We start from the raw sequence: 26,089 nt of genomic DNA on the forward strand, positions 1-26,089 counted from the left end.
GGTGCACCGCCGTCCTGGTGTCACGGGCCGCTGTCGCCCGCGACCGGTCGCTGCTCCCCGTCCGCCAGCGCGGCCGCGGTGGCGCGGACGAAGGCTTCCGGATTGTCCAGCATGATGTTGTGCCCGCAATCCGGGATCGGCACGACGGCCACCCCCGCCTCGATCAGTTCCCCGGTCCCCCGGAGCGGGCCGTCGGCCTCGGGCAGCAGGTAGCTGCGGGGGATCTTGAGATCCAGCAGCAGTTCGCGCATGCCGGGGACGGTGCCGCGGGCGAGATGGACCGCGCTGCGGTGCAGGGCCTCGCGTCCGGCCAGGCGCATCGTGGACCACCAGTGCGGGCCCACCCGGTCGCGGACCTCCGCCCAGCCGCCGGCGAGGAACTCCTGCTCGGAGTAGGCGGCGATGCCGCTGCTGCCACCGGAGCCGGGCCGGCTCGGTATCGGGTCGAGGTTGGCGTCGACGAGGACCAGGCGGGAGACCAGGTGCGGATGCCGGGCTGCCAGGACGACGGCCACCGAGCCGCCCATGCTGTGCGCGATCAGCTCGGCGCCGACGACGCCCGCGGACGTCAGGGCCTGAGCGAGGGCATCGGCATGCGACTCGAGGGTGTAGTCGAAGTCGGTCGGCCGGTCGCTGATGCCATGACCGAGCAGGTCGATCAGCAGCGAACGACGTCCGGCAAGCGCGGGATGGACCGCGACTTCCGTGAAGTAGGCGGGCGACGTGGCGCCCAGACCGTGCACGTAGACACGGGGAGGTTCCTGCCCCGGCAGTTCGACCCAGCGGATCAGGTCACCCTCGGGGGTCGCGGCGGCACTGCGCACGGTCTGCTCCCTGCAATCAAGATCGATGGAGAGAAGAGAGTAGCCACAGCGCCCGACTGCCGGTGACGGCCTGGGCAATCGTCTCGTCGAGCTCGCCCCTGGAAGTCGATGCGCATCGCGGTCGCCGAGCAACCCCGGTCACGGGCACGGTGGCTCCGCCACCGGGCGCGGATGGTCACGGTGTGAGGCCGGTGTCATGCCCTCCGGGGGTGCCGGGGCGAGGCCGTTCCCGTCGCCGTGGTGAGACCGTCCCAGGGGCGTCGGCGTCCGCCGCTCACCGCGGCGATGCCGGTCTCGTCGTAGCGGGACGTCGCCAGGGACCAGGACAGGTTGCCGGCCATCACGTGGCGCATACCGTCCACGTAGTGGCTGACGTGCTCGCGTGACGGGGCGGGCACGCCCAGGTCGGCGAGCGTCCCGGGGAGGGAAGCGGCGAGCCGGGCGAAGCGCGCCGTCCGGGCGTTGGCGAGGGCCGTGATGTGCTCGACCGACTCCTCGAGCGTGCAGCCCTTGTGCTCACGCTCTATGACCACGCTGTTGTTGATGTCGCCGGCCGCCAACTCCTTGACCAGCGAGACGATGTCGTTGACGAAGATCACCACATCGCCGGTGATCTCGCGCATCTCCCGCAGCGGAAAGGAACGGTAGAGCTCGTCGGGCAGGGCGTAACCGCCGCACCGCTCGGTGAAGTCGAGGCAGGGCTGCACCCCTATGGAGTGCCGCCGCACTTCGAGGAACTGCTCGAGGGAGGGCAGACGGTCGGCATTGCGATGGTGTGCCTCGCCCACATGGGCCGCGAGGTACGCCTGCCAGTGGTCACGGAATCGCAACCGCCAGGCGTACGGGGCGCCGGCGGTGGACCGCAGCCAGATGTCCCGGAAGGCCCGGACCAGCGGCGTGTCCCGGACGTCGGCCGGCCGTGGCGCGCCGTCCGTCGTCATGGTCCCGACGAGTGCGTCCACGACGCCGCGGATCTCGTGGGGCCGGGTGCCCAGCCCGCCGTCGAACTGGTCGTCGAAGATGAAGAACCAGGCGTTGAAGTCGGCGGCCAGTTCGAGGTCGCCGGCCGAGGCGTCGGGGTAGAAGTACGCCATCAGCCGCTCAAGCCGCAGCGTGTCGTACTCGGCCGTCGCCTCGTCGCCCGTGAGCAGACCCGTCTCCTGCACCCACTGGAGCGTGTGCTGCCGGGCACGTTCCGCGTGGGGGTTCAGGCGCGCGGGGAACGGGATCCTGATGGCCGCGGTGCGCCGGGTGGGGTCCGAGGGGCTCGTGGGATCCGGAAGCCGGCGGCCGGAAGTCGTCTCGTGTGCCATGCGCCCCCCTGGGTGTAGCGGCGCGCAGGACCGGTTCGTGTGCGGGTCCGACACGTCCGAGTGCTCTTCCGAGACTAGGTGTTGCACCGGTGGAACGACCGTGGTCGGAGGTGGGGACGGGGTGCGCGAACCGCGCACACCGCCACTTGTGCGCCCCCTCGGCGCGCCCCCTCGGACGGCGTGGGCGAGAGTACCCAAAATCGGCCACGCTGTACCGCGATCAGATCATCCTGAGAGAAAAAGCCGTGCGGAGGACTACACATCGTCCTCGCGTGCGTACGCTTTGCGCACCCGGGGAGTTGGGATCTCGGGACGGGGACTCGGAACTCGGGACGACTCACGGTCGAGGGAACGGACATGGCGTACATGGGAGACCAGCCGGGGCGGCCACGCCGGCTGCTGCTGGAGCGCGAAACGGAAACCGCCGCGCTGGAAGGCCTGTTGGCCGAGCTGAGCGGGCCGTCCCAGGGACCGGAGACCGGCTCCGGCGGTGTGCTGGTCTTCGCCGGTCCGGCCGGGCTCGGTAAGACCACCCTTCTCAACGAGGTGCGCAGGAGGGCACTCGCCCGCGGCTGCACGGTGCTCTCGGCACGGGGCGGCGAGCAGGAGCAGGGCGTCGCGTTCCACGTCGTACGCCACCTCGTGCAGCCGGTGCTCGCGGCCGGCAGCGAGGAGGAACACCGCAGGACACTGGGCAGTTGGTACGACATCGTCGCTCCGGCGGTGGGTCTGGTGGCGGGCGCGGGCAACAGCTCTCCCGATCCGCAGGGCGTACGCGACGGTCTCGACTGGATCGCCACGCGGTTCGCCGTGCAGCACGCGCCGTTGGTGGTCATGCTCGACGACGCCCACTGGGCGGACGCCGAGTCGCTGGCCTGGCTGACCGGCTTCGCGCCGCGGGTCACCGAGCTGCCGATGCTCCTCGTCGTCGCCTACCGCCCCGACGAACTCCCCGCCGACGCGCTGGCGTTCGGGAAGCTCGCCGAGCGGCACGGTTCGCGTCCCTTCGACCTCGCGCCGCTCACGCCCGGCGCGATCAGCCGCATCGTCAGGGACGCCCTCGGGGAGGACGCCGACGACGCGTTCTGCCGGGAGACCTGGGCGGTCACCGGAGGGAACCCGTTCGAGGCGGTCGAGCTCGCCGCCAGGGTCGCCGACCGCGGGCTCAAGCCCCAGCTCGCCCACCTGCCCGAACTCCGGGAACTGGCCTCGGCGGTGAAGGGCGGCGGCCTCGTCGAGCGGCTGGAGCGGCTCGGCCCCTCCGCCGTCCGGTTCGCCTGGGGCGCCGCTGTGCTGGGCGCGGAGGCGTCCCGCAGCCGGGCCGCGAGCGTTGGCGGACTGGGGGACGCCGAGTCCGCGGACGCCGTCACCAAACTGCGTGAGGCCCGCATCCTCGCCGATCCGGCCCGCGACGGGAACGAAGAGGACGACGACCGTCTCGAGTTCTTCCATCCCCTCGTCTCCACGGCCGTCTACCGGGCCATACCGGCGGCGTTCCGCGTGGCCATGCACGGGCAGGCCGCCGCGGTCATCTCCCACGCGGGTCTCGGCGCCACCGCCGCCGCCCGGCGCTGCCTCACCCGGGCGCTGCGCGAACCACCGGCGATGGAGGACCGGGCCCAGGTCCTGTTCGACCTCGGCTGCTCCGCGCTGCTGACCGAACCCGCGATCACCGTCAACCACCTGCGGGCCGCACTGGACGAACCCGTCCTCGACCCGGCCCTGCGGGAGGCGATCGTCTACCGGCTGGCGCAGGCCCTCGGCCACTCCGACCGGATGGCGGAGGCCGCCCGGACCGTCGCCGACGCGGCCCGCTGGGCCACCGACGCCAGGACCCGGCTGCACATGCAGGCGGAACAGTTCATGTGGAACGCCTTCCGGGCCGACGAGCAGGACTCGCCCGCCCGTTCACGCAAGCTCGCCCGGCTCGCCGAGCACCTCACCGGTCAGGGCACCGCCGAGCGTTACATCATGGGCCTGCGGGCCTGGGACGCGATGGTGCGCGGCGAACCGGCGGCGACGGCGCTCGAGTGGGCGGAGAAGGCCCTCGGCGACGGACTGCCGTGGACGGACGAGCAGTGGGGCTTCGAGGTCCCGGTCCTGGTGGCCCTCACCTTCATGTACTGCGACCAGCCCGGACGGGCCGAGGAACTGTTCCAGAAGGGCATCGCCGAGTGCCAGGACAGAGGCTGGCGCGGCGCGCACCTGTCCTTCGGCTACACGCTCCTCGGCTACATCCGCTACCGCCGTGGACGCCTCGACTCCGCGGAGACGCTGGTCCGCGACGGCCTGCGGATCGCGGACAGGGTCGGACACCGGGTGCCGGCCCAGTACTTCGCCATCGGCATCCTCATCGAGATCCTCCTGGCCCGCGGCCGCACCGAGGAGGCCGAGGAGATCGCGACCACCTACCACTACGGCGACATCGTGCCCAGCGCGGTGGTGTACCCGGACTCCCAGACCGTCCACAGCGAACTGCTCCTCGCCCTCGGCAGGCGCCGCGAGGCGCAGCAGCAGCTCGTCCGGGTCGGCGAGCGCCTCGAGCCCCGCGGTATGCGCAACCCGGCCTGGTGTCCCTGGCAGCTCCATCTGGCCCGGGCCAAGGCGGCCACCGACCCGGAGAAGGCCCGGGAACTGGCCGCCGAAGGCGTCCGCAGGGCCCGCCGGTTCGGCACCCCGTCCGCCGTCGGACAGGCGCTGCACGCCATGGCCGAGGTGAGCCCCGTCGCCGAGCGGGTCGCGCTGCTCGCCGAGGCCGTCGCCCACCTCGAGTGCTCTCCCTCCGGCCACGACCTGGCGAGCGCGCTGATCGACCACGGCGTGGCGCTGCGCCGCAGCGGGCTCCCGCAGGACGCGGCCGAGCAACTGCACCGCGGGCTGGAGGGGGCCGTGCAGTGCGGGGCCGACGCCCTGGTGTCGCGGGCCCGCGAGGAACTGGACGCGACCGGGATGTGGCCGCTCCAACCGCGTACCGCGGCCGCCGACTCACTCACCGTCCAGGAACGGACCGTGGCCAGGTGGGCAGCCCGCGGCTGGTCGAACGCCCGCATCGCGGAGGCGCTGGGCACCCCGGACCCGGTGGTGACCCGACTGCTGTCCGACATATACCTGAAGGTCGGCTGCGATCAGACGGGACTCCCACGTCTGCTCGAAGGACCCGACTCCGACACGTACGCCGGCCCAGGGCCCTCCGGCGGTCCCGCGGAGTCGTGACGGCTACGGCTTCGGCGGCTGCTCCATGACCAGGCGGATCTCCGTGACCTCGTAACCTGCGCGGTCGAACGCGGCGGCCATCGGCAGGTTCACCGTGTCGGTGGTGGCCGTGATCCGCTCCGCGCCGGCCGCCGCCTGGAAGCGGGTGATGTGGGCCAGGACCTCGTCGATCAGCCCGCGGCCGCGGAACTCAGGGACCACGCCCAGGTATCCGACGTTCCGGTTGTCACCGCCGGTGCTGGACGGGACGGCCAGGCCCGCGAGCGCTCCGTCGGCCGTGTACGCGAGCCGCCACCAGTCCCGTTCGCCGGGTGCGTCGAGATAGAACTGCATGTCCTCGCGTGCCTGGACATCCGCGTCCTTGGCGGCCAGTTCACGTCCGGTGCGGACGTCGAGACTGCCCTGGGCCAGGCGGCGGAAGGCGTCGAGGAAGGCGGCGTCGTCACCGGGGGCGAAGGTCAGCCTGGTACCGGCCGGTGGCAGGCCCGCCTTCGAGGTCCACTCGTAACGCAGCCTCTCGACCTCGTCGGTCAGGCCGGCGCGCCCGGCCGCACGGCGGCGCCACTCGACCGCGGACACCGTGCCGGCGTCGGCACGCCATCCCCGGGGGAGCGCGAGGTTGTAGATCGGATCGCGCTCGGCGCCCCGTTCCCGGAACGCACGGTGGCCGGCCTCGAGGAGCGCCACGGCCACCGCAGTGCGGTCGGGTACGTCCTCGTGGACGTGGAGGCAGTCCAGAGCCACCGGAAGCTCCCCGTCCGTGCGGCCCCACCACAGGGCCCGCCCGAGCAGTTCGCCGCTCGGGCCCTCGGCCGTCCATGTCCATTCGGGCCGGTACTGCCGTGTCTCCCAGTCCTCACGGAAGCGGTCCGCGCCGATCCAGTCGAGCGGCGGTTCGGCCAGGAACGTGGCGACGCGTTCGGATTCTGCGGCGGTGATGGAGCGGACGAGCACAAGGCCTCCGGGGCGCATAGGACGCGCCACGGTGCGCGGCGCCCCGCGATGATCACACAGGCGGCCGTCGGAACCACAGCCGTTTTCGCAAGGCCCGGCCCGCGGCCCGCGTCGCCGGCTCCACCGCACCGGTGCCACGCGCAGGCGACGGATTCCGGCCCGGGGAGGCGCGACCGGCCCGCTGAGCACGCTCGCCGCCCGACGGCCTCACCACTCGCTACCGGTCGCCACCGCTCGCGCGTTCGACGCTGTCGGGCCCGGGTAGGGGGAGGGCGTGAGTTATGTGAACCCTGGCGGGGAGTATGCGCGCGACAGCCGGTACATCACCACCCGCGTCACCGCGGACGGACGCGACGGATTCCCCGTGGAACCGGGCCGCTACCGCCTGGTGGCCAGCCGGGCCTGCCCGTGGGCCGGCCGCGCGGTGATCGTGCGGCGGCTGCTCGGGCTGGAGGGCGTGCTGTCGATGGGCATGGCCGGGCCCACGCACGACGAGCGCAGCTGGACCTTCGACCTCGACCCGGGCGGCCGTGACCCGGTGCTCGGCATCGAGCGGCTCCAGGAGGCGTTCCTCGCCCGTGATCCCGGCTACGACCGGGGCATCACGGTCCCGGCGATCGTCGACGTGCCGACCGGCAAGGTCGTGACCAACGACTTCCGGCAGATCACGATCGACCTGTCGCTGGAGTGGAAGGCGTACCACCGCGACGGGGCGCCGGAGCTCTACCCTCCCGGGCTGCGCCCGGAGATCGACGCGGTGAACGAGGTCGTCTACAAGGACGTGAACAACGGCGTCTACCGGGCCGGGTTCGCCGGGTCGCAGGAGGCGTACACCGAGGCGTACGAACGGCTGTTCGCGCGGCTCGACCTGCTCTCCGAGCGGCTCGAAGGGTCCCGCTACCTCGTCGGCGACACGATCACCGAGGCGGACGTACGGCTTTTCACCACGCTCGTGCGCTTCGACGCCGTCTACCACGGTCACTTCAAGTGCAACCGGCGGAAGCTGTCCGAGATGCCGGTGCTGTGGGCGTACGCGCGTGACCTGTTCCAGACGCCGGGCTTCGGCGACACGGTCGACTTCGACCAGATCAAGCAGCACTACTACCTGGTGCACCGCGACATCAATCCGAACCGGATCGTGCCGGCCGGCCCGGACCTCTCGGGCTGGCTCGAGCCGCACGGCCGGGCGGCGCTGGGCGGGCGGCCGTTCGGCGACGGCACGCCGCCGGGACCGGTCGCGGCAGGGGAAGAAGTGCCGGCCGTGCCGGGCAGGTCGTGGGCCCGATGAAGGAAACGCCGAACGCCGTGAAGATTTCCGCAGCCGCGTTCTGTGGCCGGGCGGTCACTCATGGGGTAGTTTCAGGTCCAGCAGTCGTGGTTCCGAAGTCTCGTGCGCTCACGGGGAGTTCCCGTGGGCGCATTTGCTGTTCAGCAGTCCGAGGACCAGGGCGATCACCTCACCCAGAGGGCATCGGACAGCCGATGCCCCGCGTCCCACATTGGAGAACAGCATGGCTTCCGGCACCGTGAAATGGTTCAACGCGGAAAAGGGCTTCGGCTTCATCGCCCAGGACGGCGGCGGTCCCGACGTCTTCGTCCACTACTCCGCGATCAACGCCTCCGGTTTCCGCTCCCTCGAGGAGAACCAGCAGGTGGAGTTCGACATCACCCAGGGCCCGAAGGGTCCGCAGGCCGAGAACGTCCGTCCGGTCTGACCTGACGGCACTCGCGGCGAAAGGCGCCCCCGTCACCATGTGCCGGGGGCGCCGTCGTGTGCGGCGGCGCGCCGTCCCACCGCGGAGGTGCGAAGCCTCGTGCGGGTGTATCCAGGGGGCATGGGTCATCGGCTGCCGCGCGGGATGCGACCTGGGCCATGGGAGACGGGCCACACGCTGCTGGTCGTGGTCCTCGCGCTGATCGTCACGGTCACGGTGGTGGACATCCTTGCTCCCCCCGCCGTCCACCTCGGTCCTTTCCTGGCGGCCGCCCCCGCCGTGACCGCCTCGTTCGCCGGCCCGCGGATCACCGCCTGCATCGGCGCGGTCGCCGTCCTGGCCCAAGCGGTGGTCGCGATCGTCCGCACCAGCCTCATCGACCTGAACCACAGCTTCCAGCTCATCGCGCTGATCCTGATCTCGGTGTTCGTCACCTTCTTCGCCCATCTGCGGGAACGGCACGAGAAGGAGCTGGTCCAGCTGCGTTCCGTGGCCGAGGCGGCGCAGCAGGTCGTGCTGAGACCGCTGCCGCACCGGGTCGGCCCCCTGCACATCGCCTCCGTCTACCTGGCCGCAGAGGCCGAGGCCCAGATCGGCGGTGACCTGTACGCGGCGGCCCGCACCGCCCACGGGACCCGGCTCCTCATCGGTGACGTCCGTGGCAAGGGCCTGGAGGCCGTCGGGGACGCCGCGCTCCTCCTCGGCGCCTTCCGGGGCGCCGCCCACCGGCAGGCCGACCTTCCCGCACTGGTCGCCTACCTGGAGGGAACCGTCTCCTCCGACCTGGACGACCCGGGTGCGGCCGGTCCCGGCGGCACGCCCACCGAGGCGTTCATCACCGCGGCCGTCCTCGACGTCCCCGACGACGTACCCGCCGTCGACCTGGTCAACTGCGGTCACCCGCCGCCCCTGCTGCTGCGCGACGGCGACGTCGTCGCCCTGGAGGTGCGCCGTACTGCCCCGCCGCTCGGGCTCACCGAGTTCACGGGATCGGTCTTCACCGCGGAGACCTTCGCCTTCGAGCCGGGCGACACCCTGCTGCTGTACACGGACGGCGTGATCGAGGCCCGCGACCAGGCCGGTGCCTTCTTCCCGCTCGCGGACCGGCTCGCCGACTGCGCGGGCCGGGCCCCGCACGCGATCCTCGTCCGCCTCCGCCAGGACCTGCTCGCCCACGCGGCCGGTGGGAGCCTGGGCGACGACGCCGCGATGGTGGCCGTCTCGCGTTCCGCGGGGTCCTAGGTGTTGCGGGCCAGGACGTTGGTGACGCTCGCTTGCCAACATGCAGCAAGCCGATCGATTTTTGACTTCGGAATCAATAAAGCGTTACGGTGGGCAGGATGGGTAGGCCACGGTCATTCAGAGAGTCCGATGTGCTCGACGCGGCGGCGGGCGAGTTCCGCGTGCACGGCTTCGCGGACACGTCGACCGAGCAGCTCTGTGAAGCGGCGGGCGTGCGGCGTGGCAGCCTCTACAACGCTTTCGACTCCAAAGAGGAACTGTTCGTCAGGGCGCTGGAGCGCTATGTGAACGTCACTGGCGGCAGGCAGGAGTCAATCCTGGCCGATGAGGGGCTCAGCGGCGCGGCGCGCTTGGTCGGCCTGCTCGACCTCATCCTCGACGAGGAGCGCGAGGCGGCCGCCCGAGGGCACGCCGCTGGATGCATGGCGGTGACCACGCGCATGAATCCGGATCTGGGCGTGCGAGATGCCCGCGTCGAGCGGATCCTCGACAAAGCGCTGCAGCAGCAGATCGCGCTGCTCGGCCAGGCCATCCGCGCGGGACGGCTCGATGGCACCTTGAGGCCGGACTTGCCGGTACGGGAGGCCGCGCTGTCCGTCGTCACCCTCATCTCCGGACTGCGAGTCATGGCCCAGGCCGGCACTCGGCTCGAAGAACTCGACCGGATCGCACGACTGACGCTCGGGGCGCTCACGGCCTGAGCGTCTCAGGTGATCGAGCATCGGCGCCCTTACGGGCGTCACTCTCGCATGCCCCAGTTTTTTACTCTCAAATCAAAAACAATGGATCTGCCGGTCGGTACAGGGACTCGTCGATCGGTGGAGGAAGGTCCTGAAGTGAAACGACAGCTCTATTCGCTCATGCTGACGATCCTCGTCGTGGTGATGAGCGAGCTCCAGATCGCAGGAATGATGCCGGCGATCGCCGACGACTTCGGTGTGAGCACCGGCCAAGTGGGCTTGCTGGTCTCCTTGTACGCCCTGGGGATGGCGATCGGAGGCCCACTGCTCGCCTTCGTCTTCCGGCACAGCCCACCCAAGCGAGCCCTGCTGACCGTGGTCGCGGCCTACGCCGTACTGGAGGTGATGGTTCCGCTCGTCCATGCCTACTGGTGGGTGGCGCTGGTCCGCATCCTGACCGGATGCCTGGCCGGTGCCGGGTTCGGGCTGTCGGTCACCTTCGGGGCACGCCTGGCGCCACGGCCGGAGAAGATCGGTGAAGCAATCTCGGTCGTGCTTGGCGGAATCATGGTCGGGACCGTGATCGGCCTGCCCTTGTCCCACTTCATCGCCGGCAGGTGGGGATGGCAGTCCAGCTTCTACGTACTCGGGGCCGCCGCGTTCCTGCTGTTCGTGATCAGTACGGTCGCGCTTCCGCCGCTGGCGGCTGCCACCCAGGACGATGCCGCCCAGGACGTACGCAACCTGCGCTCACCCCGGTTGTGGTCGCGGTATCTGGTCAGCCTGCTCACGGTCGGCGCCGCCTACGCTTCCTTCTCCTACTTCACCCCGCTCCTTGAACAGAGCGCTGGCTTCGCCACCGACACCACGACCCTGATCCTGCTGGGTTACGGCCTCTGCTCCTACGTCGGCAATCTGATCGTCGGCAAGTTCGCCGACCAGCACGCGGTGAAGGTGCTGCGGTTCGGGCACATGCTGCTGTTCGTCTCACTGGGGCTGCTGGCGCTGCGCGGCCATGTACCGGCCGTGGCGCTCGGGATGGTGCTCGTCGTTGGCCTCGCCGGGGTGACGATGAACCCGGCGCTGGTCACCCGGGTGGCCGAGGTCGGTGGTGTCGGCAACCTCGTCAGCACCGTGCACACCGCGGTCATCACCATGGGCGTCACCCTGGGGACCGCTATCAGCGCCATCACCATCAGCCTGTTCGGAGAAGACCCCGCCGTAGCGATGTGGACCGGCGCGGCCTTTGCCGTCCTGGCCGCCCTGGTGCTCGCGACCCAGACCAGGCGGACAGCGAGCACAAGGCCGATCGTGGCGTCCCTTCCGGCCGGAGGCGAGCAGAGCACAGAGATGAAGTCATGACGACGCACGCCAACGCTCCGTTGTCTGTTGAAGGGCGACGTCGACTGATCGAACGCTGCAAGAGCCGCCCCATCGCCCACGTTGCTGCTGAGATGTCGGCACGCAAAGTCGACACCAGAAAACCAAGCCCTATACCCCGCGCCACAACGGAAAGGTGGAGCGCTACCAGCGCATTGTTGTCGAGGAACTCCTCTACGCTCGCCAGTTCACCAGCGAGGAGGACAGGACCGCCGCAATCACGGTCTGGAACATCCACTACAACTACCACCGCCCACACTCCGGAGCAGAAGGGCAACCACCAGCCTCACGACTCTGGGACGGCGTCACCAACGTTCAGCCCTCATACACCTAGGGCCGCCGGCGCGCCGGGCGTCCGCCGCGTCACGCCCGAGTACGACACCACGGAGGCACCGACCGATGTCAGAGAAGCCCGCCGCTCCCGTGACCGTCCACGAGACGCTGCCCTCCCGCGTCCTGCTGGGACCCGGCGCACGCCACCGCATCCCCGGGGAGATCGAACGGCTCGGTGCCCGGCGGGTGCTGCTGATCGCGACCGGGTCGGCCGGCGTCGCCGCCGACGAGCTCGCGGTGGCACTCGGTCCCCGGCTGGCGGCACGCTTCGGCGGAGCCGTCGCGCACACTCCGGTCGCCGTGACCGACAAGGCGATGGAGGTCGTCGGGGCCACCTCTGCGGACGCCGTGGTGGCAATCGGCGGCGGCTCCGCCGTGGGCCTCGCCAAGGCGCTGTCCGCGCGTACGGGGATGCCGCAGGTCGCCGTACCGACCACGTACGCGGGGTCGGAGGCGACCCCGGTGCTGGGCGAGACGGAGAACGGGGTGAAGACGACCCGACGCGACCCGGCCATCACGCCGGGGACGGTGGTCTACGACCCGGAGCTGACGCTGTCGATGCCCGCCGGCCTCACGCTGACCAGCTCCCTCAACGCCCTGGCCCACGCGGTCGAGGCGCTCTGGGCGCCGGACGCGTCCGCCCTGAGCGACGGCCTCGCGACGGAGGCGGCCGACGGCATCCTGACCACGCTCCCGCAGGTCCTCGCCGATCCGTCCGCGCTCCGGGGACGCGAGCGGCTCCAGGAGTCGGCCTGGCTCGCGGGCCTGTGTCTGGCCCGGACCCGGACGGGGCTGCACCACCAGCTGGCGCACGTCCTCGGCGGGATGTTCGACCTGCCGCACGCGGAGCTCCACGCGATGCTCCTGGCGCATGTCATGGCGTTCGATCTCCCGGCGGCGCCGAAGGCCGCCGCACGCCTGGAGCGGATCACCGGCGGCGACCCGGTCGAGGTCGTGGGCCGGCTCGCCGGCGGCCACGACGGCCCGACCACGCTACGGGCGCTGGGAGTTCCGCGCGACGCGCTGCGCGCGGTGGCGGAGCGGGTCGTGGAGCGGCCGTATCCCAATCCCCGTCCGCCGGAGACCGAGGCCCTGACCCGCCTCCTGGACGACGCCTGGTAGGACAGTGTCCCCACCCCCTGCCGCCTCGCAGGGGGTGAGGACACAGCTTTCGCCGGCAGCCGGGCTCAGGCCGCCGGGGCCGGGTAGGTCGGGTACTCCACGCCGGAGACGTGCTGGACGACACGGATGACCTGGCACGAGTAGCCGAACTCGTTGTCGTACCAGAGGTAGAGGATCGCGTTGTCGCCGTCGACCTTGGTGGCGCCGGCGTCGACGATCGAGGCGTGGCGCGAGCCCACGAAGTCCATGGAGACCGCGTCGGGAGCCGTGGTGAAGTCGATCTGGCGCTTGAGCGGCGAGTGAAGCGAGACGTCGCGCAGGTAGTCGAGGACCTCCTCGCGGGTGGTCTCGCGGCCCAGGCGCAGGCTGAGGATGGCGATCGAGACGTCGGGCACGGGCACACGGATCGAGCTGCCGGTGATCGGCGCCTTCAGGTCGGGCAGCGCCTTGGCGACGGCGGAGGCCGCGCCGGTCTCGGTGATGACCATGTTGAGCGGCGCGGAGCGGCCGCGGCGGTCGGCCTTGTGGTAGTTGTCCAGCAGGTTCTGGTCGTTGGTGAACGAGTGGACGGTCTCCACGTGGCCGCGCAGGACGCCGTACTCGTCAGCCATCGCCTTCAGCGGCGGGACGATCGCGTTGGTGGTGCAGGACGCGCAGGACAGGATCTGCTCGTCCGGCTTGATCGTGTCGTGGTTGACGCCGTGCACGATGTTGGGGACGTCGCCCTTGCCCGGAGCGGTCAGGACGACCTTGTCGATGCCGGGACGCAGGTGCTTCGACAGGCCCTCGCGGTCGCGCCACTTGCCCGTGTTGTCGATCAGGATGGCGTTGTCGATGCCGTGCGCCGTGTAGTCGACCTCGGACGGGTCGTCGGCGTAGATGACCTTGATCTCGTTGCCGTTCGCGACGATCGTGCTGTTCGCCTCGTCGACGGTGATCGTGCCCTGGAACTGGCCGTGGATCGAGTCGCGGCGCAGGAGCGAGGCGCGCTTCACGAGGTCCTGCTCACCGCCGCCGCGCACCACGATCGCGCGCAGCCGCAGGCCGTTGCCGGACCCGGACTTCTCGATGAGGAGGCGCGCGACGAGGCGGCCGATGCGGCCGAACCCGTACAGGACGACGTCACGGCCGTCACCGCGCTCGATCTTGTTGGCGCCGGTGGCGCCCGCCACGGCCTCGGCCGTGAACTCCTCGACGCTCAGTCCGCGGTCCTCGGCCTTGTAGGCCTCCGCGAGCAGGGCGAGGTCGATCTGCGAGGGACCGAGGTCGAGCGTCGTAAGGGCCTGCAGGAACGGCATCGTGTCGGTGACGGAGAGTTCCTCACCGGCGATCTGCCGGGCGAACCGGTGGGTCTTGAGGATGCTGACCACCGACTTGTTCACCAGGGAGCGGCTGTGGAGCAGGACGGTGACGTCCCGCTCGCGGTGCAGCTTCCCGATGATCGGGATCATCGACTCCGCGATCTCCTCGCGGGTCTTCCAGTTGGTGAACGCGTCTTCGTTGACAGTCACAGGTTTATCTTTCGAGCTAGGTGGCGCTCATATGCTAACCCCATGATTTTTCGATCGTGACGGGGGTCCACCCGACCGCGGTCAGGCTGCCGCGCCGGCCCTCCCCGCGCGCCACGTCAGCACGAGCGTCGCGGCGACGAGAGCGGTGGTGACGAGGCCCGTGACCAGGACCGGAGCGGGGGTGAAGACGGAGGCCAGGACCGCGAGCACGGCCGCCGGATGGACCAGGTCCGTCCGGCTGCGGAGCTCGGCGGCCCGGTGGTGCAGCAGCCACACCATGGTGAGGAAGACGGCGACCGGGACGGTGTACGCCAGGGCGGCGGCACGGTCGGTGAGATGGCCGTGGCCGGTGGCATGGGCGACGTTCAGGGCGAGACCGGCGCCGACGGCCGCCGCGGAGGCGAAGACCGCGTAATGGCCGTAGCCCCAGAGCAGTGCGGTCCTGAGGCTGGTGAGCCGGCGCGGCGCGTCCTGCGCGAAGTAGAGCCACCACAGGGCGAACACGGTCAGCACGCCGCCGATGACGAGGGTCGCGATGTCGCCGAGTGCCGCGTCCGTGTCGAGTGCCGAACGGACGGCGGTGGTGGCGGCCGTGATGGTCTCGCCGAGGACGATGATGGTGAACAGTCCGTACCGCTCGGCGATGTGGTGGGGGTGCCAGGTGGTGTTGGCGGCGCTCTCTGCCCACACGGGGACGGCGAGTTCGGCCAGCACCAGGACCACGAACGTGGCCAGGCCGCCGTCGTCGGGCAGGGCCAGCCGGGCCACCCAGCCGATCTGCACGATCAGGATGCCCACCGCGTAACGCACGCAGCAGCGCCGCCGTTCGGGATCGGAGTGCGCGGCGCGCAGCCACTGGGTGACCATGGCGAGCCGCATGATGACGTAACCCCACGTGATGACGGTGAAGTCGTCGTGCTCCAGGGCCTCCGCGGCTCCCGCGGCCATGACGAGCGCGCCGGTGATCTCGACAAGGGTCAGCAGCCGGTAGGGGACGTCATCCGTGTCGTATGCGGAGGCGAACCAGGTGAAGTTCATCCAGGCCCACCAGATCGCGAAGAACACCAGCGCGTATCCGAGGACCCCGTGGCCGACGTGTCCCGCGGCGAGCTCGTGCTCGAAGGCCGCGGCGGCCTGGGCGACGGCCACGACGAAACACAGGTCGAAGAAGAGCTCCAGCGCGGTGGCGGTGCGATGGCTCTCGCTCGAGAGGCGGGCGACCATCGGCCGGTGCCATGCACCGGCGGCGGAGTGTGACTGGCTCATGGGGGAACGTTCTCAGCCGTGAGGGGGCGGGGGGAAGCCGGTCAGAAGTGAGTACCACACGGGTGGCGGAAGAGGTGGTGGGCCGCGCCGCGGCCCACCACCTCTCGGCGGAAGGTTCCCCCGACCTCGGTGAGGTCCCCGCTCATGACCGGCGACGCGTGGTGCGCGACCGGGTCCTCGGCCCCGGCGGCGCGGCGCGGCCCGTTCAGGCGCTCACACGCCCGCGGAGGACTGTTCCTCCGCAGCAGCCCGGAACAGCCGGCGCAGCCGCACCACGCCCAGGTCGTGCTGGTACAGGTTCTCGTGCTGGTCGGCGTCGGCCGGCATCGCCTCGAGCATCACCCGGTCCTGCTCCAGCACCTCCCAGTGGCGCTTCTCGATCAGCGTCTTGTAGAGGAAGCGCCAGGTGTCGCGCTGCCAGCCCTCGACCCGGCGGTAGCGCCAGAAGAAGACCCCGGTGCGTCCGGCGTCCACCGGACAGGCCATGCCGACGATGCCGAACGGCCCGCCGGGGCCGGCGGACGGCGGGTACGGGATGGACAGGTCCACCCAGTCCACGCCGGTCCGGCACAGCTCCACCCAGTCGAAGTTGACGCCCCGCTGATCGGTCTTCTCGAAGAAGTAGCCGCGGTCCGTCTCACGGATGCGGAACTTGGCCGTCGTGTCGCCGTCCGCCATCGTGTGCGACTCGTGGTGCAGGAAGGCCCCGTGCATCGGGTCGAGCAGGTTCTCCATGGCGTACCGCCACGGCACGTTCCACTCCGCGTAGCACAGGAAGGCGTCCGTGCCGGGATCGGTCAGCGGTTCGGGCAGTACCGGTTCCGGGGGCTCGGGGTGCTCCTCGTCGCCGAAGTAGGCGAGGATCGCGCCCGCGGCCTCACGGACGGGCAGCGAGGTGACGAGCTTCTTGCCCTCCAGGTTGCATCCCGGCAGGCCGGGCACGGAGGAGACCGTGCCGTCCGGTTCGACCTCGACGCCGTGGTACCAGCAGGCGACCCGGTCCCCGAGATGCTTGCCCAGCGACAGTGGCGCGCCGCGGTGCGGGCAGCGGTCGGCCAGCATCGACAGGGCGCCGTCGGAGCGGCGGAACAACAGCCACTGCTCGCCGAGGGCGGTCACCTTGCGCATCGCGCCGGGGGCGACGAAGTGCGAGGGGACGACGGCGTGCCACTGGTTGCGCAGCCCGTTGGCGTAGATGTGGTCCGCGGTGGCGGACGTCGACAGCGTCATGGTCAGGCTCCCAGTCGGTTCATCTCGGCGCGGAAGGTCTCCTCGGTCCACTGCGTGCCGTCGGCGGTGCCGACCTTGCGCGCGTTGAGGCCGCGGACCACGTCGGCCAGTTCGTGGCCCTCCTCGGTGAAGATCTCCTCGAGGGTGGCGGCGAGCCGGTACTCGTACGGTGTCGGTTCGTGGCTGCGGGACTGGTGGACGTCCAGGTACGGCCAGGCGCCGGTCGCGGTGTCGGTCACGGTGTCTCCAGAAAGTGCGGGGGAAAGAAGGGCGGGGGTCACAGATCGAGGACGAGCCGGCCGGAGGCGCACCGCGAGACGCAGATCATCATGGTGGCGCCCGCGGCGTGCTCGGCCTCGCTGAGCAGGAAGTCGCGGTGCTCGGGGGTGCCGTCGAGGACCCGGGTCTCGCACGTTCCGCAGATGCCGTCCCGGCAGGAACTGTTCACGCTCAGGCCGGCCGCCTCCGCGGCGTCGAGGATCGAGGTGTCCGCGCCGACGCCGAGCGTCACCCCGGAGGTGCGGCACTCGACCTCGAAGGCCGTGTCGTCGCCGTCGCGTGCCACGACGGGAGCGGCGAACCGCTCCAGCCGCAGCCGGCCTTCGGGGCAGCGCCCCTCCACCGCGGCGAGCAGCGGTTCGGGGCCGCACGAGTAGACCAGGGTGCCCTCGCCGAGCTCCGCGAGCACCGCGTCCAGGTCGATGTGACCCTGCTCGTCCTGCGGCACCAGCGTCACATCGCCGCCCAGTGCGGCGAGTTCGGCGGTGAACGCCATCGAGGCACGGCTCCGGCCGCCGTACACCATCCGCCACGCGGATCCACGGCGGGCGGCCTCCCGGGCCATCGCGAGCAGCGGGGTGATCCCGATGCCGCCGGCGACGAACAGGTAGCCGTCGGCGTCCTCCAGGGCGAAGTGGTTGCGCGGCTCGCACACCGTCACGGCCTGACCGGGACGCAGCGTGGTGTGCACATAGCGCGAACCGCCGCGTGAGGAAGGCTCGTTGAGGACCCCGATGCGGTAGACGTCCGGTGCGTGCGGGTCACCGCACAGGCTGTACTGGCGGACCTGGCCGCCGACATGGACGTCGAGGTGCGCGCCGGGCGTCCAGGCCGGCAGGGGTTTGCCGTCGGGGTGCACGAGCTCGACGGACAGCACGCCCTCGGCCTCCCATGTCATACGTCGGACGATCAGCTGGAGCGTGTTCTCGCTCATGGCCTGGTGCCTCCTTACCGGCGGTGGGCAGTACGTGGATGTGACGGGCCTGGGGTCTGTCGTTCGGATCAGGCGAGCCCGGCAAGATCCGAACGAGAGGCCCTAGCGGCCCGGGATCCTCACGGGCGGGGTGAACGGGTTCTTCATCGGGCCGAGTGCTCCGAGGTCGACCTCGACCAGCGTCGGCCCGTCGGACGCGACCGCCCGGGAGATCACCGGTGCGGCGTGCTCCTCGGCCGAGATCCGCAGGTACGGCAGGGAACAGGCGCGGGCCAGCAGCTCGAAGTCGGGCGTGGTGAGGTCGACGCCGGAACGCCGCTCGCCGTAGCGGTCCTGCATGTTGCGCAGCACGCCGTAGCCGCCGTCGTTGAACACGATCAGGGTGAGACGGGGCCGCTCCTGGGCGAGGGTGAGGAGTTCGCCGAGGTGGACGGCGAGACCGCCGTCCCCGGCGATCACCACGGTCGGTGTGCCGGGCCGGGCGAGCGCCGCGCCGATGCCCATGCCGAGGCCCTGGCCGATGCCGCCGCCGCGCGGGAAGACGTTGTCCCGGGGGTCGTACATCTCCAGCAGCCGGTTGCCCCAGCTGCTGGACGGGATGGTGACGTCACGGGCGACGACCGCTTCCCGGGGCAGCGCGGCGCGGATCGCGTCGCAGATCGCCGCCTGCGGGCCGATGCTGTCGTGCAGCGCCGCTCGCACCTCGGTGCGTACGGCGGCCACCCGCCCGGTCCAGCCCTTCTCCGCCGGCCGGGCGTGCGGCAGCAGGGCGGCGAGGACCGGGGCCGCGTCGCCGTGCAGGCCGTGCGTCGCAGGGTGGACGCGGCCGAGCGCGGACGCGTCGGCGTCGATCTGGATGTGCGCCGCGGGCAGCCCGAGCGTGTAGTCGGCGGTCTCGTTGGAGCGGAAGTGCGTGCCGACGGTGAGCAGGACGTCCGCGTCGGCGAGCAGCGCCCGGACGGCGGGGGTGGTGGCGAAGTTGCCGACGACCTGCCCGTGGTCCTCCGGCACCGACCCGCGACCGGAGTTGGAGGTGAGCAGGCCCGCCCCCGTGGCCTCCAGCAGCCGCAACAGCTCGCCGCGGGCACCGGTGGCGCCGCCGCCGGCCCAGATCAGCGGACGGCGTGCGGAGGCCAGCAGCGCCCCGGCGGCGGAGAGTTCACCGTCCCCCGGGGCAGGGACGCCGAGCGCGGGGAGCTCCGCGGGGGCATCGGACTGGGCCGCGTACTGGAGGTCGATCGGCCATTCGACGCTGGCCGGACCACCCGGCGTGGCGAGTGCGGCGCGCGCCGCCTCGCGCAGGATCCGGCCCGCCTGCCCGGTGTCGGGCACGCTCGCCGCGTACGACGACACGGCCCGGAGCATGCCCAGCTGGTCCTTGGTCTCGTGGATGAACCCGCGGCCGCTGCCGAGGTACTCGCTCTCGACCTGGCCGGTGATGTGCAGCACTGAGCTGCCAGCGCTCAGGGACTCGATCAGCGAACCGGCCGCGTTGCCCGCGCCGGTGCCGGTCGAGGTCAGCGCGCAGCCGATGCCGCCGCGGGCCCGCCCGTAGGCGTCGGCGGCGTTGACGGCCGAGGCCTCGTGCCGCACGGGCACGAACCGCAGATCGCGGTCGACGGCCTCGACCAGCGGCAGGTTGTGCACGCTGACGATGCCGAAGACGGTGTCGATGCCGAGTTCGCGCAGGACGGCGACGAGGAGATCGCCTCCGGTGTCGTGACGCATGGTGTCTCCTCAGAGGATGGAGCGGCCGACTCCGCCGCAGACGTCGATGGAGGTGCCGGTGATGTAGGAGGCACGAGGGGAGAGCAGGGCGACGACCGCGTACGCGACTTCCTCGGCCCGGCCCAGGCGGCCGAGCGCGATCCCGCGGTCGGCGGCGAGCTCGGCCTGCCAGTCCTCGTAGCTCGTGCCGGAGCCGGCGGCCGCGTGCCGGCGGGTCCACTGGCCCGTGTCGACGAGGCCCAGGCAGACCGAGTTGACCCGGATGCCGTCGGCGGCCAGCTCCGAGGACAGGGACTTGGACAGGTTGAGGATGCCCGCGCGGGCGGCGCTGGTGGTGATCAGCCGGGGCTCCGGCTGCTTGGCGAGGACCGCGTTGATGTTGACGATGCTCGCCGCCTCGGACGCGGCGAGATAGGGGCGCGCGGCGTGCAGGGGATTCAGCACCCCGGCGAACTTCAGCTCCAGCTCGTCGCGCCAGTCCTCCGCGGTGGACTCTTCGAGGCCCTTCATCCGCGACTGACCGGCGTTGTTGACCAGCCCGTCGATGCCGCCGAACTCCTCGGCGGCGCGCCGGACGAAGCCCCGCACCGCTGCGGCGTCCCGTACGTCGCACACCCCGGTCAGCAGCCGGCCCGGAGCGGCGCCGAGGCGGGCGGCCGCCCTGTCCAGCCGGTCGGCGTCGCGGCCACAGGTGGCGATGCGGGCACCCTCTTCGAGCAGGGCGCGGACCGTGGCCAGGCCGACGCCCGAGCTGCCGCCGGTGACCACGATCGTGCGGTCGGCGAGGCCCAGATCCATAACTCGGTTCTCCTGCGGTTCAGTTCATGGTGAAGCCGCCGTTGACGGCGATCACCTGTCCGGTCAGATAGCGGGACTCCTCGCCGAGCAGGTACGAGACGATCCCGGTGAGGTCGTCCGGCTGCTGCGGCCGCGAGATGGCCCGGTTGGCGCGGTAGAGGTCGTGCCGCTCGGCGGGCACGCTCTCCGTCGCCTCGCACTCCGTCAGACCCGGGGCGACGGCGTTCACGGTGACGCCCTTGTCACCGAGCTCCCTGGCCATGGCCCGGGTGAGCGCGATGACGGCGCCCTTCGAGGCGATGTAGTGGGACAGCCGCGGCGAGCCGTACAAGGCGGCGTCCGAGGCGATGTTGACGATCCGGCCAGGGGCGGTGAGCAGCGGGTACAGGGCCTTCGACACCAGCCAGGGGCTGCGGGCGTTGACCGCCATCAGCCGGTCCCACACCTCGACGTCGATGTCCCAGAACTCCTTGCCACCCACGCCGTTGGCCAGTGCCGCGTTGTTGACCAGCCCGTACAGCGGGCCGAGCTCCCGCACGGCCCCGGCCAGGTCGGCGACCGACGCGGGGTCGGCGACGTCGCAGCGTACGAAGTGGGCGTCGACGCCCTCCGCGCGCAGCTCGGCGGCGGCCTTCCCGCCCGTGTCCCGGTCCAGCTCGGCGACGACGACCCGGAAGCCGTCCGCGCCGGCCCGGCGGGCCATGGCCAGCCCCAGGCCACGGCCCGCCCCGGTGACGACGACGGTGCGCACACCGGTCCGGGGCGTCTCAGCCACGGGTGACGCCGTGCATCGGCGAGTACTCCGGGTAGGTCGGCACCTGCGGCTTCTGCGTGCCGATGACGACGCAGAACAGGGCGTCGGAGTCACCCTCGTTCTTCAGGGAACGGGTCACACCGGCCGGCACGACGATCATGTCGCGGTATCCGAGCGTGCGGTACTCGACCTCGTCGGGGCCGCGGTGGATGCCCACGCGGACCTGCCCCTCGAGGACGAAGAAGGCCTCCTCGACGTCGTGGTGGGTGTGGGCCGGGCCCTCGGCGCCGGGCGGCAGCAGCATGTTGGAGAAGGTGAAGCCGCCGGAGGGGAGGATCCGGCTGTCGTTCTCGTGGTTGCCGGTGGCGCCGGAACCGACGTAACGGATCTGGCCGCGGCGGTACTGCGGGCCGGCCTTCTCCTGGAAGGAGAGGGTGCCGAAGTCCGCCACGCGGGAGTCCTTGGTGGCGATGAGGGAGTCGGTGTACGAGGCGAGGTCGCCGCCGTTGTCGTACTCGGTGGTGGTCAGAGGCATGGTGACTGCTCCTTGTGGACGGTGCGTCGAGGGGAACGGGATCACTCGGGGATGCGCGCGGTGATCCTCAGGTGGGAGAGCACCCAGGCGTCGAAGCGGCCCGGCTGCTCCTGGTTGGCCAGGTGACCGGCGTCCTTGACGATCACGTAGGCGGACTTGTGGACGGCACCGGCGAGCGCCTGGCTCGCCTCGATGCCGGTGACCGTGTCCTGATCGCCGCAGAGGACGAGCAAGGGCACGGCGATCGAGGGCAGTTCGGCGCGCAGATCGGCCGACGCCATGGACTCGGCGGCGTAGGCGTAACCCGGCAGCCGCACCGAGGCGGCCATCGTGGCGACCACCCGCCGGACCAGGTCCTCCGGAGCGCCGGGGGACACCAGCCGGGGCCCGCGGGCCTCGGCGAAGGCCCGCGGGCCGGCCTCGGCCAGTTCGGCGGCCCGCGCCCGCATGCCCGCCGCCTTCGCCGCGTCCGTGCCCGAACCGGGACTGGAATCGGCGACGATCAGTGAGTCGACGAGGCCGGGGTGGCGGGTGGCGAGCCGCAGCGCGATCACACCGCCCCAGGAGACCCCGAGGACATGGGCGCTCGCGCCGCGCTCGCGGATGACGGCGGCCGCCGCGTCCGCGAAGTCGTCGAGCGTGAGCGGCCCCTCGGGATCGGGGGACCTGCCGTACCCGGGCGCGTCCCAGGCCACGACCCTGACGTACGGGGACAGTCCGGCGAGCTGCGGGGCGAAGGCCGCGGACGACGAACCGATGCCGTGCAGGCACAGCAGCAGCGGTCCCTGGTCACCGGCCTCTTCCACATGGACGGCGGGGACATGGGCGGCCGGCACACGGGCGCCAGGAACATGGACGCCTGCCTCATGGGCGCCTTGCACATGGGCGTCGGAGACATCGGCGCCTGGCACATGGGCGTCGGCCGCCCGGGCGGCGATGTCCACGCCGGTGCGGGCGCTCACAGGATCTGCCCCGTCCGGCCGGTGATCGCCGCCAGCGAGCGCAGCACCGCGTACGGCACGATCCGGCTGGTCGCCGGGTTGTCGGGGTCCGGCAGATGCGTGACCTCGAAGCGGTACGCGCCCAGTGGTCCGGACGCCTCGACCACGTGCCGGGTGCGGTGCGCCGCCGGGTCGGCGACGACCTGGACCCGCACAGTGTCCAGGTCGCCGACGGCCAGCGCGACCGACGCGGCCACGTTCGTGGACCGGGGGAACTTCACCGGTACGTCGCGGGCGGTGCCGGACATGACCACGACCGGTCCGGTCGCGGTCCGCATGCGGGACAGCAGGTCGGCGTCCATCCAGGGCTGTTCGAGGGTGCCGGGCAGCTTGGTGGTGGTCAGGCGGACCTCCTCCAGCGGCCCCATGGAGCGGGCCGCCTGGAGCAGGTCGAGGCCGCCGACCGCGCCGCCCGTGAAGTACACCCGGCCAGGCCCGGCCGCGAGCAGCTTCTTCGCGAGGTCCTCGTCGGTCAGCGCGCCGGTCGAGGCGATCAGCAGGTCCGTCCCCGAGGCCAGCACCCGCTCGCCCCACTCGCGGACGACGCCCTGCCCCGCGGCCTCCACGATCAGGTCGCAGCGCTCGACGGCCTCCTCGAAGGTGACCTGCGCGGCCGGCGCGGCCTCGCCGAGCGGGCGGTTGTCGACGACGCAGACCAGTTCGGCGGAGCCGACCCGGCCCTCGGCGAGAGCGGTGCCGACGACCCGGCCGATCGCGCCCCAGCCGACGATGCCCACCTTGTGCACGGCGCTCATGCGGCGTTCTCCTCAGCGTGATCGGTGCGGTTCGAGTCGTCCGCGTGGTCCTTGTCCGCCGTCGCGGCGTCGACGGGCGCGGCGAGCGGACCGGGGTCCGGCGTTCCCGCCATGTGGCAGCGGATCTCCTTCGACGGCGGCCCGGCGGTGCCCCACAGGTCGGACAGCTCGGGAACCCGTCGCCACACCCGGGCGATCCAGGCGTCCTCGACGATCTGGGCGACCTCGGAGGTGTACTCGCAGACCAGGCCGGACGGGTCGGTGAAGTAGGAGAAGGTGTTGTTGCCGGGGCCGTGCCGGCCGGGCCCCCACTGCGGCGTGATGCCGTGGTGGCGCAGCCGTCCGAGGCCCCGCATGAAGTGGTCCACAGACGGCATCTCGTAGGCCACGTGGTTGAGGGAGGTCCACTCGGCCTGGTTGAAGGCGACGCAGTGGTGGTCGGCGTTGCAGCGCAGGAACGCCATCTGGTGCTCGGACCAGTCGGAGACGCGCAGCCCCAGCACGTCGCAGTAGAAGGACACGGCGGCGTCGATGTCGGTGGTGTTGAGCACGGCGTGCGTGACGCCGACGGGCACGGCGGCGTCCCTGCCGCCCGGAGTGACCGCGTCGACATGGGCGCTGATCTCGATCAGGCGTTGCTCCGGGTCGGTGAAGCGCAGCCCGTAGCCGCCGCCGGCCTGTTCGAGCGGGCCGGGGCCGAAGACGGGGGTGATGCCGTGTGCCTCGAGCCTGCGGGCGGCCTCGTCGACCTCGGCGGGCGTGCCGACGGCGAACGCGAGCCGGCCGAGGCCCACGCGCTCCCGTTCGGTGAGGTGCAGGACGTGGTGCTCGTCGCCGGTGCCGCGGAGCCAGCGGGCGCCGGTGTCGGACTCGACGCTCTCAAGGCCCCAGACCTCCTCGTAGAAGCCGGCGGCCTCCGTGAAGGCGGGCGTGTGCAGTTCGACGTAGCGCAGTGAGCGGAGCCGGGCGATCGGACCGGGCGGTGGACGGTGCATGAGTCTCTCCAGACGGGCGGGCGTGCCGGGTCAGTTGGCCCAGGGGAGCGGGGAGGCGGAGGTTCCCCAGTACAGGGACTTCTGGCGCTGGTAGGCGCGGATCGCGTCGCGGCCCTTCTCCGTGCCGAGGCCGCTGTCCTTCCATCCGCTGAACGGGGTGGAGGCGCTGAACTGCTTGTACGTGTTGATCCAGACGGTGCCGGCCTCGATGCGGCGGGCCAGGTGCCACGCGGCGCGCGCGTCGCGGGTCCAGATGCCGCAGGCGAGTCCGTAGACGGAGTCGTTGGCCTGGCGGACGAGGTCGTCCTCGTCGTCGTAGGGCAGGGCGACGAGGACCGGACCGAAGATCTCCTCCTGGCAGGTGCGGGAGGTGTTGGGCAGGCCGTCGAGGACGGTCGGCAGGTAGTACGCACCGTCGCGGTACCGCTCACCCTCGGGGGCCGAGCCGCCGCACAGCACGCGGGCGCCTTCGGAGCGGGCGAGGTCGACGTAGGCGGCGACCGCGTCGCGGTGGCGATGGTGCACCAGCGGGCCGACCTGTGTGGTGGGGTCCGTGCCCGGGCCGACGCGCAACGCCCGGACGCGTTCCACCAGTTCGCCGACGAAGCGGTCGTGGATGTCGCGGGCGACGAACAGCCGCGAGCCGGCGATGCACGACTGGCCGCTGGACGAGAAGATCCCGAACATCACGCCGGCGAGGGCCTGTTCGACGTCGGCGTCGGCGCGCACGATCGTCGGCGACTTGCCTCCGAGCTCCAGTGAGGCGGGGATCAGTTTCTGTGCGGCGACGGCGGCGATCGACCGGCCCGTGGCGGTACCGCCGGTGAAGCCGATGCGGGCGACGAGCGGATGGCGCACGATGGCGTCGCCGACCAGCCGGCCGCTGCCCGGCAGCACCGACAGCAGCGCCGTGGGCAGCCGGAACTCCTCCAGGGCCCGGGTGATGAGCCGGCCGAGGGCGAGCGAGACCAGCGGGGTCCAGGCGGCGGGCTTGAGGAGGACCGCGTTACCGGCGGCCAGCGCGGGGGCGAGCTTCTGGGCGTCGCTGGCGACGGGGGAGTTCCACGGGTTGATCGCGCCGACCACACCGATCGGCTCGTGGACGCTCATGGTGACGTAGGGGCCGCGGGAGGGGGTGAGGGTGTCCTCGGCCGTCTCGAGGGCGGCGGCCAGGTAGCGGAAAGTGCCGGCCGCGCTGAGCGCGAGGGCACGCGTCTCGGCCAGGGTCTTGCCGGTGTCCGCCGTCTGCAGCGCGGACAGTTCGTCAGCGTCGCGCTCGACGAGGTCACCGATGCGGTGCAGCAACCGGGCCCTCTCGTGCGGAAGCAGGTCGCGCCAGGCGGGTTCCGCCGCGGCGCGGGCGGCGGCCTCCGCCGCCTCGGAGACCTCCTCCGCGGACGGGGAACCCACGGTGGCGAGGACGCGGCCGGTCGCGGGGTCGACGGTGTCGAGCGGCTCACCCGCACCGCGCCGCCACTGGCCGGCGATCAGGATGTCGGTGGGGACGGTGGGCACGGCGGGACCTCC

Annotated in this window: 23 protein-coding genes and 1 pseudogene; 8 read left to right on the plus strand and 16 right to left on the minus strand. The window is 71.6% G+C overall.

Going from position 1 to position 26,089, the window contains the following annotated elements; genetic code table 11:
• Positions 1–20 precede the first annotated feature (20 nt).
• Together SPRI_RS32465 and SPRI_RS32470 are read right to left on the minus strand one after the other, a co-directional pair.
• Positions 21–824, minus strand: coding sequence for an alpha/beta fold hydrolase (locus SPRI_RS32465; RefSeq protein WP_005320740.1), 804 nt, complete (start codon positions 822–824; stop codon positions 21–23).
• A gap of 194 nt (positions 825–1,018) precedes the next feature.
• Positions 1,019–2,137: an isoafricanol synthase gene (locus SPRI_RS32470; RefSeq protein ID WP_005320742.1), complete on the minus strand. Its 1,119-nt coding sequence runs from the start codon at positions 2,135–2,137 to the stop codon at positions 1,019–1,021.
• 357 nt (positions 2,138–2,494) lie between these two features.
• On the opposite strand from SPRI_RS32470, the gene SPRI_RS32475 reads away from it, so the two are divergent.
• Positions 2,495–5,350 carry an ATP-binding protein gene (locus SPRI_RS32475; RefSeq protein ID WP_053557577.1) on the plus strand — a complete coding sequence of 952 codons (2,856 nt, stop codon included), beginning with the start codon at positions 2,495–2,497 and terminating at the stop codon, positions 5,348–5,350.
• A 3-nt stretch (positions 5,351–5,353) separates the two neighbouring features.
• Here SPRI_RS32475 and SPRI_RS32480 read toward each other — a convergent pair whose 3' ends face one another.
• Entirely contained in the window at positions 5,354–6,304 is a 951-nt protein-coding gene (locus tag SPRI_RS32480; RefSeq protein ID WP_005320746.1) for a GNAT family N-acetyltransferase, read from the minus strand.
• A 283-nt stretch (positions 6,305–6,587) separates the two neighbouring features.
• On the opposite strand from SPRI_RS32480, the gene SPRI_RS32485 reads away from it, so the two are divergent.
• The 7 genes and pseudogenes from SPRI_RS32485 (at position 6,588) to SPRI_RS32510 (ending at position 12,776) form a co-directional block, all read left to right on the plus strand.
• On the plus strand, positions 6,588–7,592 hold the full coding sequence (locus SPRI_RS32485) for a glutathione S-transferase family protein (RefSeq protein WP_037775393.1): 1,005 nt from the start codon (positions 6,588–6,590) through the stop codon (positions 7,590–7,592).
• A 223-nt stretch (positions 7,593–7,815) separates the two neighbouring features.
• Complete coding sequence (locus SPRI_RS32490; protein ID WP_005320750.1) at positions 7,816–8,019, plus strand: cold-shock protein; 204 nt, start codon at positions 7,816–7,818, stop codon at positions 8,017–8,019.
• A gap of 144 nt (positions 8,020–8,163) precedes the next feature.
• Positions 8,164–9,261: a PP2C family protein-serine/threonine phosphatase gene (locus tag SPRI_RS32495; protein ID WP_037777195.1), complete on the plus strand. Its 1,098-nt coding sequence runs from the start codon at positions 8,164–8,166 to the stop codon at positions 9,259–9,261.
• A gap of 131 nt (positions 9,262–9,392) precedes the next feature.
• Positions 9,393–9,962, plus strand: a complete 570-nt coding sequence (locus SPRI_RS32500) for a TetR/AcrR family transcriptional regulator (protein WP_199782728.1) — start codon at positions 9,393–9,395, stop codon at positions 9,960–9,962.
• A gap of 81 nt (positions 9,963–10,043) precedes the next feature.
• On the plus strand, positions 10,044–11,303 hold the full coding sequence (locus SPRI_RS32505) for an MFS transporter (protein ID WP_199782729.1): 1,260 nt from the start codon (positions 10,044–10,046) through the stop codon (positions 11,301–11,303).
• 106 nt (positions 11,304–11,409) lie between these two features.
• Positions 11,410–11,655: pseudogene (locus SPRI_RS37555) on the plus strand (integrase core domain-containing protein); the annotation flags it as partial.
• 65 nt (positions 11,656–11,720) lie between these two features.
• Entirely contained in the window at positions 11,721–12,776 is a 1,056-nt protein-coding gene (locus SPRI_RS32510; protein ID WP_005320759.1) for a maleylacetate reductase, read from the plus strand.
• A 65-nt stretch (positions 12,777–12,841) separates the two neighbouring features.
• Here SPRI_RS32510 and SPRI_RS32515 read toward each other — a convergent pair whose 3' ends face one another.
• From SPRI_RS32515 to SPRI_RS32575, 13 genes are all read right to left on the minus strand, one after another.
• Positions 12,842–14,287, minus strand: coding sequence for a glyceraldehyde-3-phosphate dehydrogenase (locus SPRI_RS32515; RefSeq protein WP_005320761.1), 1,446 nt, complete (start codon positions 14,285–14,287; stop codon positions 12,842–12,844).
• 81 nt (positions 14,288–14,368) lie between these two features.
• Positions 14,369–15,553 carry a low temperature requirement protein A gene (locus SPRI_RS32520; protein ID WP_053557578.1) on the minus strand — a complete coding sequence of 395 codons (1,185 nt, stop codon included), beginning with the start codon at positions 15,551–15,553 and terminating at the stop codon, positions 14,369–14,371.
• A 213-nt stretch (positions 15,554–15,766) separates the two neighbouring features.
• Positions 15,767–16,783: a Rieske 2Fe-2S domain-containing protein gene (locus SPRI_RS32525; RefSeq protein ID WP_037775394.1), complete on the minus strand. Its 1,017-nt coding sequence runs from the start codon at positions 16,781–16,783 to the stop codon at positions 15,767–15,769.
• Positions 16,784–16,785: 2 nt separating this feature from the next.
• Positions 16,786–17,022 (minus strand): recombinase-like helix-turn-helix domain-containing protein, encoded by a 237-nt coding sequence (locus SPRI_RS32530; RefSeq protein ID WP_037775395.1) that lies wholly within the window; start codon positions 17,020–17,022, stop codon positions 16,786–16,788.
• A gap of 38 nt (positions 17,023–17,060) precedes the next feature.
• Complete coding sequence (locus SPRI_RS32535; RefSeq protein ID WP_005320767.1) at positions 17,061–17,996, minus strand: PDR/VanB family oxidoreductase; 936 nt, start codon at positions 17,994–17,996, stop codon at positions 17,061–17,063.
• A gap of 102 nt (positions 17,997–18,098) precedes the next feature.
• The gene (locus tag SPRI_RS32540) at positions 18,099–19,724 is read right to left on the minus strand and encodes a thiamine pyrophosphate-binding protein (protein ID WP_005320769.1); all 1,626 of its coding nucleotides are present in this window, start codon (positions 19,722–19,724) and stop codon (positions 18,099–18,101) included.
• A gap of 9 nt (positions 19,725–19,733) precedes the next feature.
• On the minus strand, positions 19,734–20,522 hold the full coding sequence (locus SPRI_RS32545) for an SDR family oxidoreductase (RefSeq protein WP_005320771.1): 789 nt from the start codon (positions 20,520–20,522) through the stop codon (positions 19,734–19,736).
• 19 nt (positions 20,523–20,541) lie between these two features.
• Complete coding sequence (locus tag SPRI_RS32550) at positions 20,542–21,297, minus strand: SDR family oxidoreductase (RefSeq protein WP_005320773.1); 756 nt, start codon at positions 21,295–21,297, stop codon at positions 20,542–20,544.
• Positions 21,290–21,811 (minus strand): cupin domain-containing protein, encoded by a 522-nt coding sequence (locus SPRI_RS32555; RefSeq protein ID WP_037775396.1) that lies wholly within the window; start codon positions 21,809–21,811, stop codon positions 21,290–21,292. Before SPRI_RS32555 ends, SPRI_RS32550 begins: the two co-directional genes overlap by 8 nt.
• Before the next feature lie 41 nt (positions 21,812–21,852).
• Positions 21,853–22,647: an alpha/beta fold hydrolase gene (locus tag SPRI_RS32560; RefSeq protein ID WP_053557823.1), complete on the minus strand. Its 795-nt coding sequence runs from the start codon at positions 22,645–22,647 to the stop codon at positions 21,853–21,855.
• Positions 22,648–22,769: 122 nt separating this feature from the next.
• A complete protein-coding gene (locus SPRI_RS32565) occupies positions 22,770–23,567 on the minus strand; it encodes an aspartate dehydrogenase domain-containing protein (protein ID WP_053557579.1) in 798 nt (265 codons plus the stop codon).
• Positions 23,564–24,562, minus strand: coding sequence for a VOC family protein (locus SPRI_RS32570; protein WP_053557580.1), 999 nt, complete (start codon positions 24,560–24,562; stop codon positions 23,564–23,566). The genes SPRI_RS32565 and SPRI_RS32570 overlap by 4 nt, the downstream gene beginning before the upstream one ends.
• 30 nt (positions 24,563–24,592) lie before the next feature.
• Positions 24,593–26,077 carry an aldehyde dehydrogenase gene (locus SPRI_RS32575; RefSeq protein WP_037775400.1) on the minus strand — a complete coding sequence of 495 codons (1,485 nt, stop codon included), beginning with the start codon at positions 26,075–26,077 and terminating at the stop codon, positions 24,593–24,595.
• Positions 26,078–26,089 lie beyond the last annotated feature (12 nt).

The sequence above is a fragment of the Streptomyces pristinaespiralis genome, from assembly GCF_001278075.1.
Classification (GTDB): Bacteria; Actinomycetota; Actinomycetes; order Streptomycetales; family Streptomycetaceae; genus Streptomyces; species Streptomyces pristinaespiralis.

Excerpts from the sequence above, each read along its gene's own strand:
- SPRI_RS32470 (WP_005320742.1), bottom strand. The coding sequence starts at position 2,137 with ATGGCACACGAGACGACTTCCGGCCGCCGGCTTCCGGATCCCACGAGC.
- SPRI_RS32475 (WP_053557577.1), top strand. The coding sequence starts at position 2,495 with ATGGCGTACATGGGAGACCAGCCGGGGCGGCCACGCCGGCTGCTGCTG.
- SPRI_RS32490 (WP_005320750.1), top strand. The coding sequence starts at position 7,816 with ATGGCTTCCGGCACCGTGAAATGGTTCAACGCGGAAAAGGGCTTCGGC.
- SPRI_RS32495 (WP_037777195.1), top strand. The coding sequence starts at position 8,164 with ATGCGACCTGGGCCATGGGAGACGGGCCACACGCTGCTGGTCGTGGTC.
- SPRI_RS32505 (WP_199782729.1), top strand. The coding sequence starts at position 10,044 with ATGGATCTGCCGGTCGGTACAGGGACTCGTCGATCGGTGGAGGAAGGT.
- SPRI_RS32510 (WP_005320759.1), top strand. The coding sequence starts at position 11,721 with ATGTCAGAGAAGCCCGCCGCTCCCGTGACCGTCCACGAGACGCTGCCC.
- SPRI_RS32520 (WP_053557578.1), bottom strand. The coding sequence starts at position 15,553 with ATGAGCCAGTCACACTCCGCCGCCGGTGCATGGCACCGGCCGATGGTC.
- SPRI_RS32525 (WP_037775394.1), bottom strand. The coding sequence starts at position 16,783 with ATGACGCTGTCGACGTCCGCCACCGCGGACCACATCTACGCCAACGGG.
- SPRI_RS32535 (WP_005320767.1), bottom strand. The coding sequence starts at position 17,996 with ATGAGCGAGAACACGCTCCAGCTGATCGTCCGACGTATGACATGGGAG.
- SPRI_RS32540 (WP_005320769.1), bottom strand. The coding sequence starts at position 19,724 with ATGCGTCACGACACCGGAGGCGATCTCCTCGTCGCCGTCCTGCGCGAA.
- SPRI_RS32545 (WP_005320771.1), bottom strand. The coding sequence starts at position 20,522 with ATGGATCTGGGCCTCGCCGACCGCACGATCGTGGTCACCGGCGGCAGC.
- SPRI_RS32555 (WP_037775396.1), bottom strand. The coding sequence starts at position 21,811 with ATGCCTCTGACCACCACCGAGTACGACAACGGCGGCGACCTCGCCTCG.
- SPRI_RS32565 (WP_053557579.1), bottom strand. The coding sequence starts at position 23,567 with ATGAGCGCCGTGCACAAGGTGGGCATCGTCGGCTGGGGCGCGATCGGC.
- SPRI_RS32570 (WP_053557580.1), bottom strand. The coding sequence starts at position 24,562 with ATGCACCGTCCACCGCCCGGTCCGATCGCCCGGCTCCGCTCACTGCGC.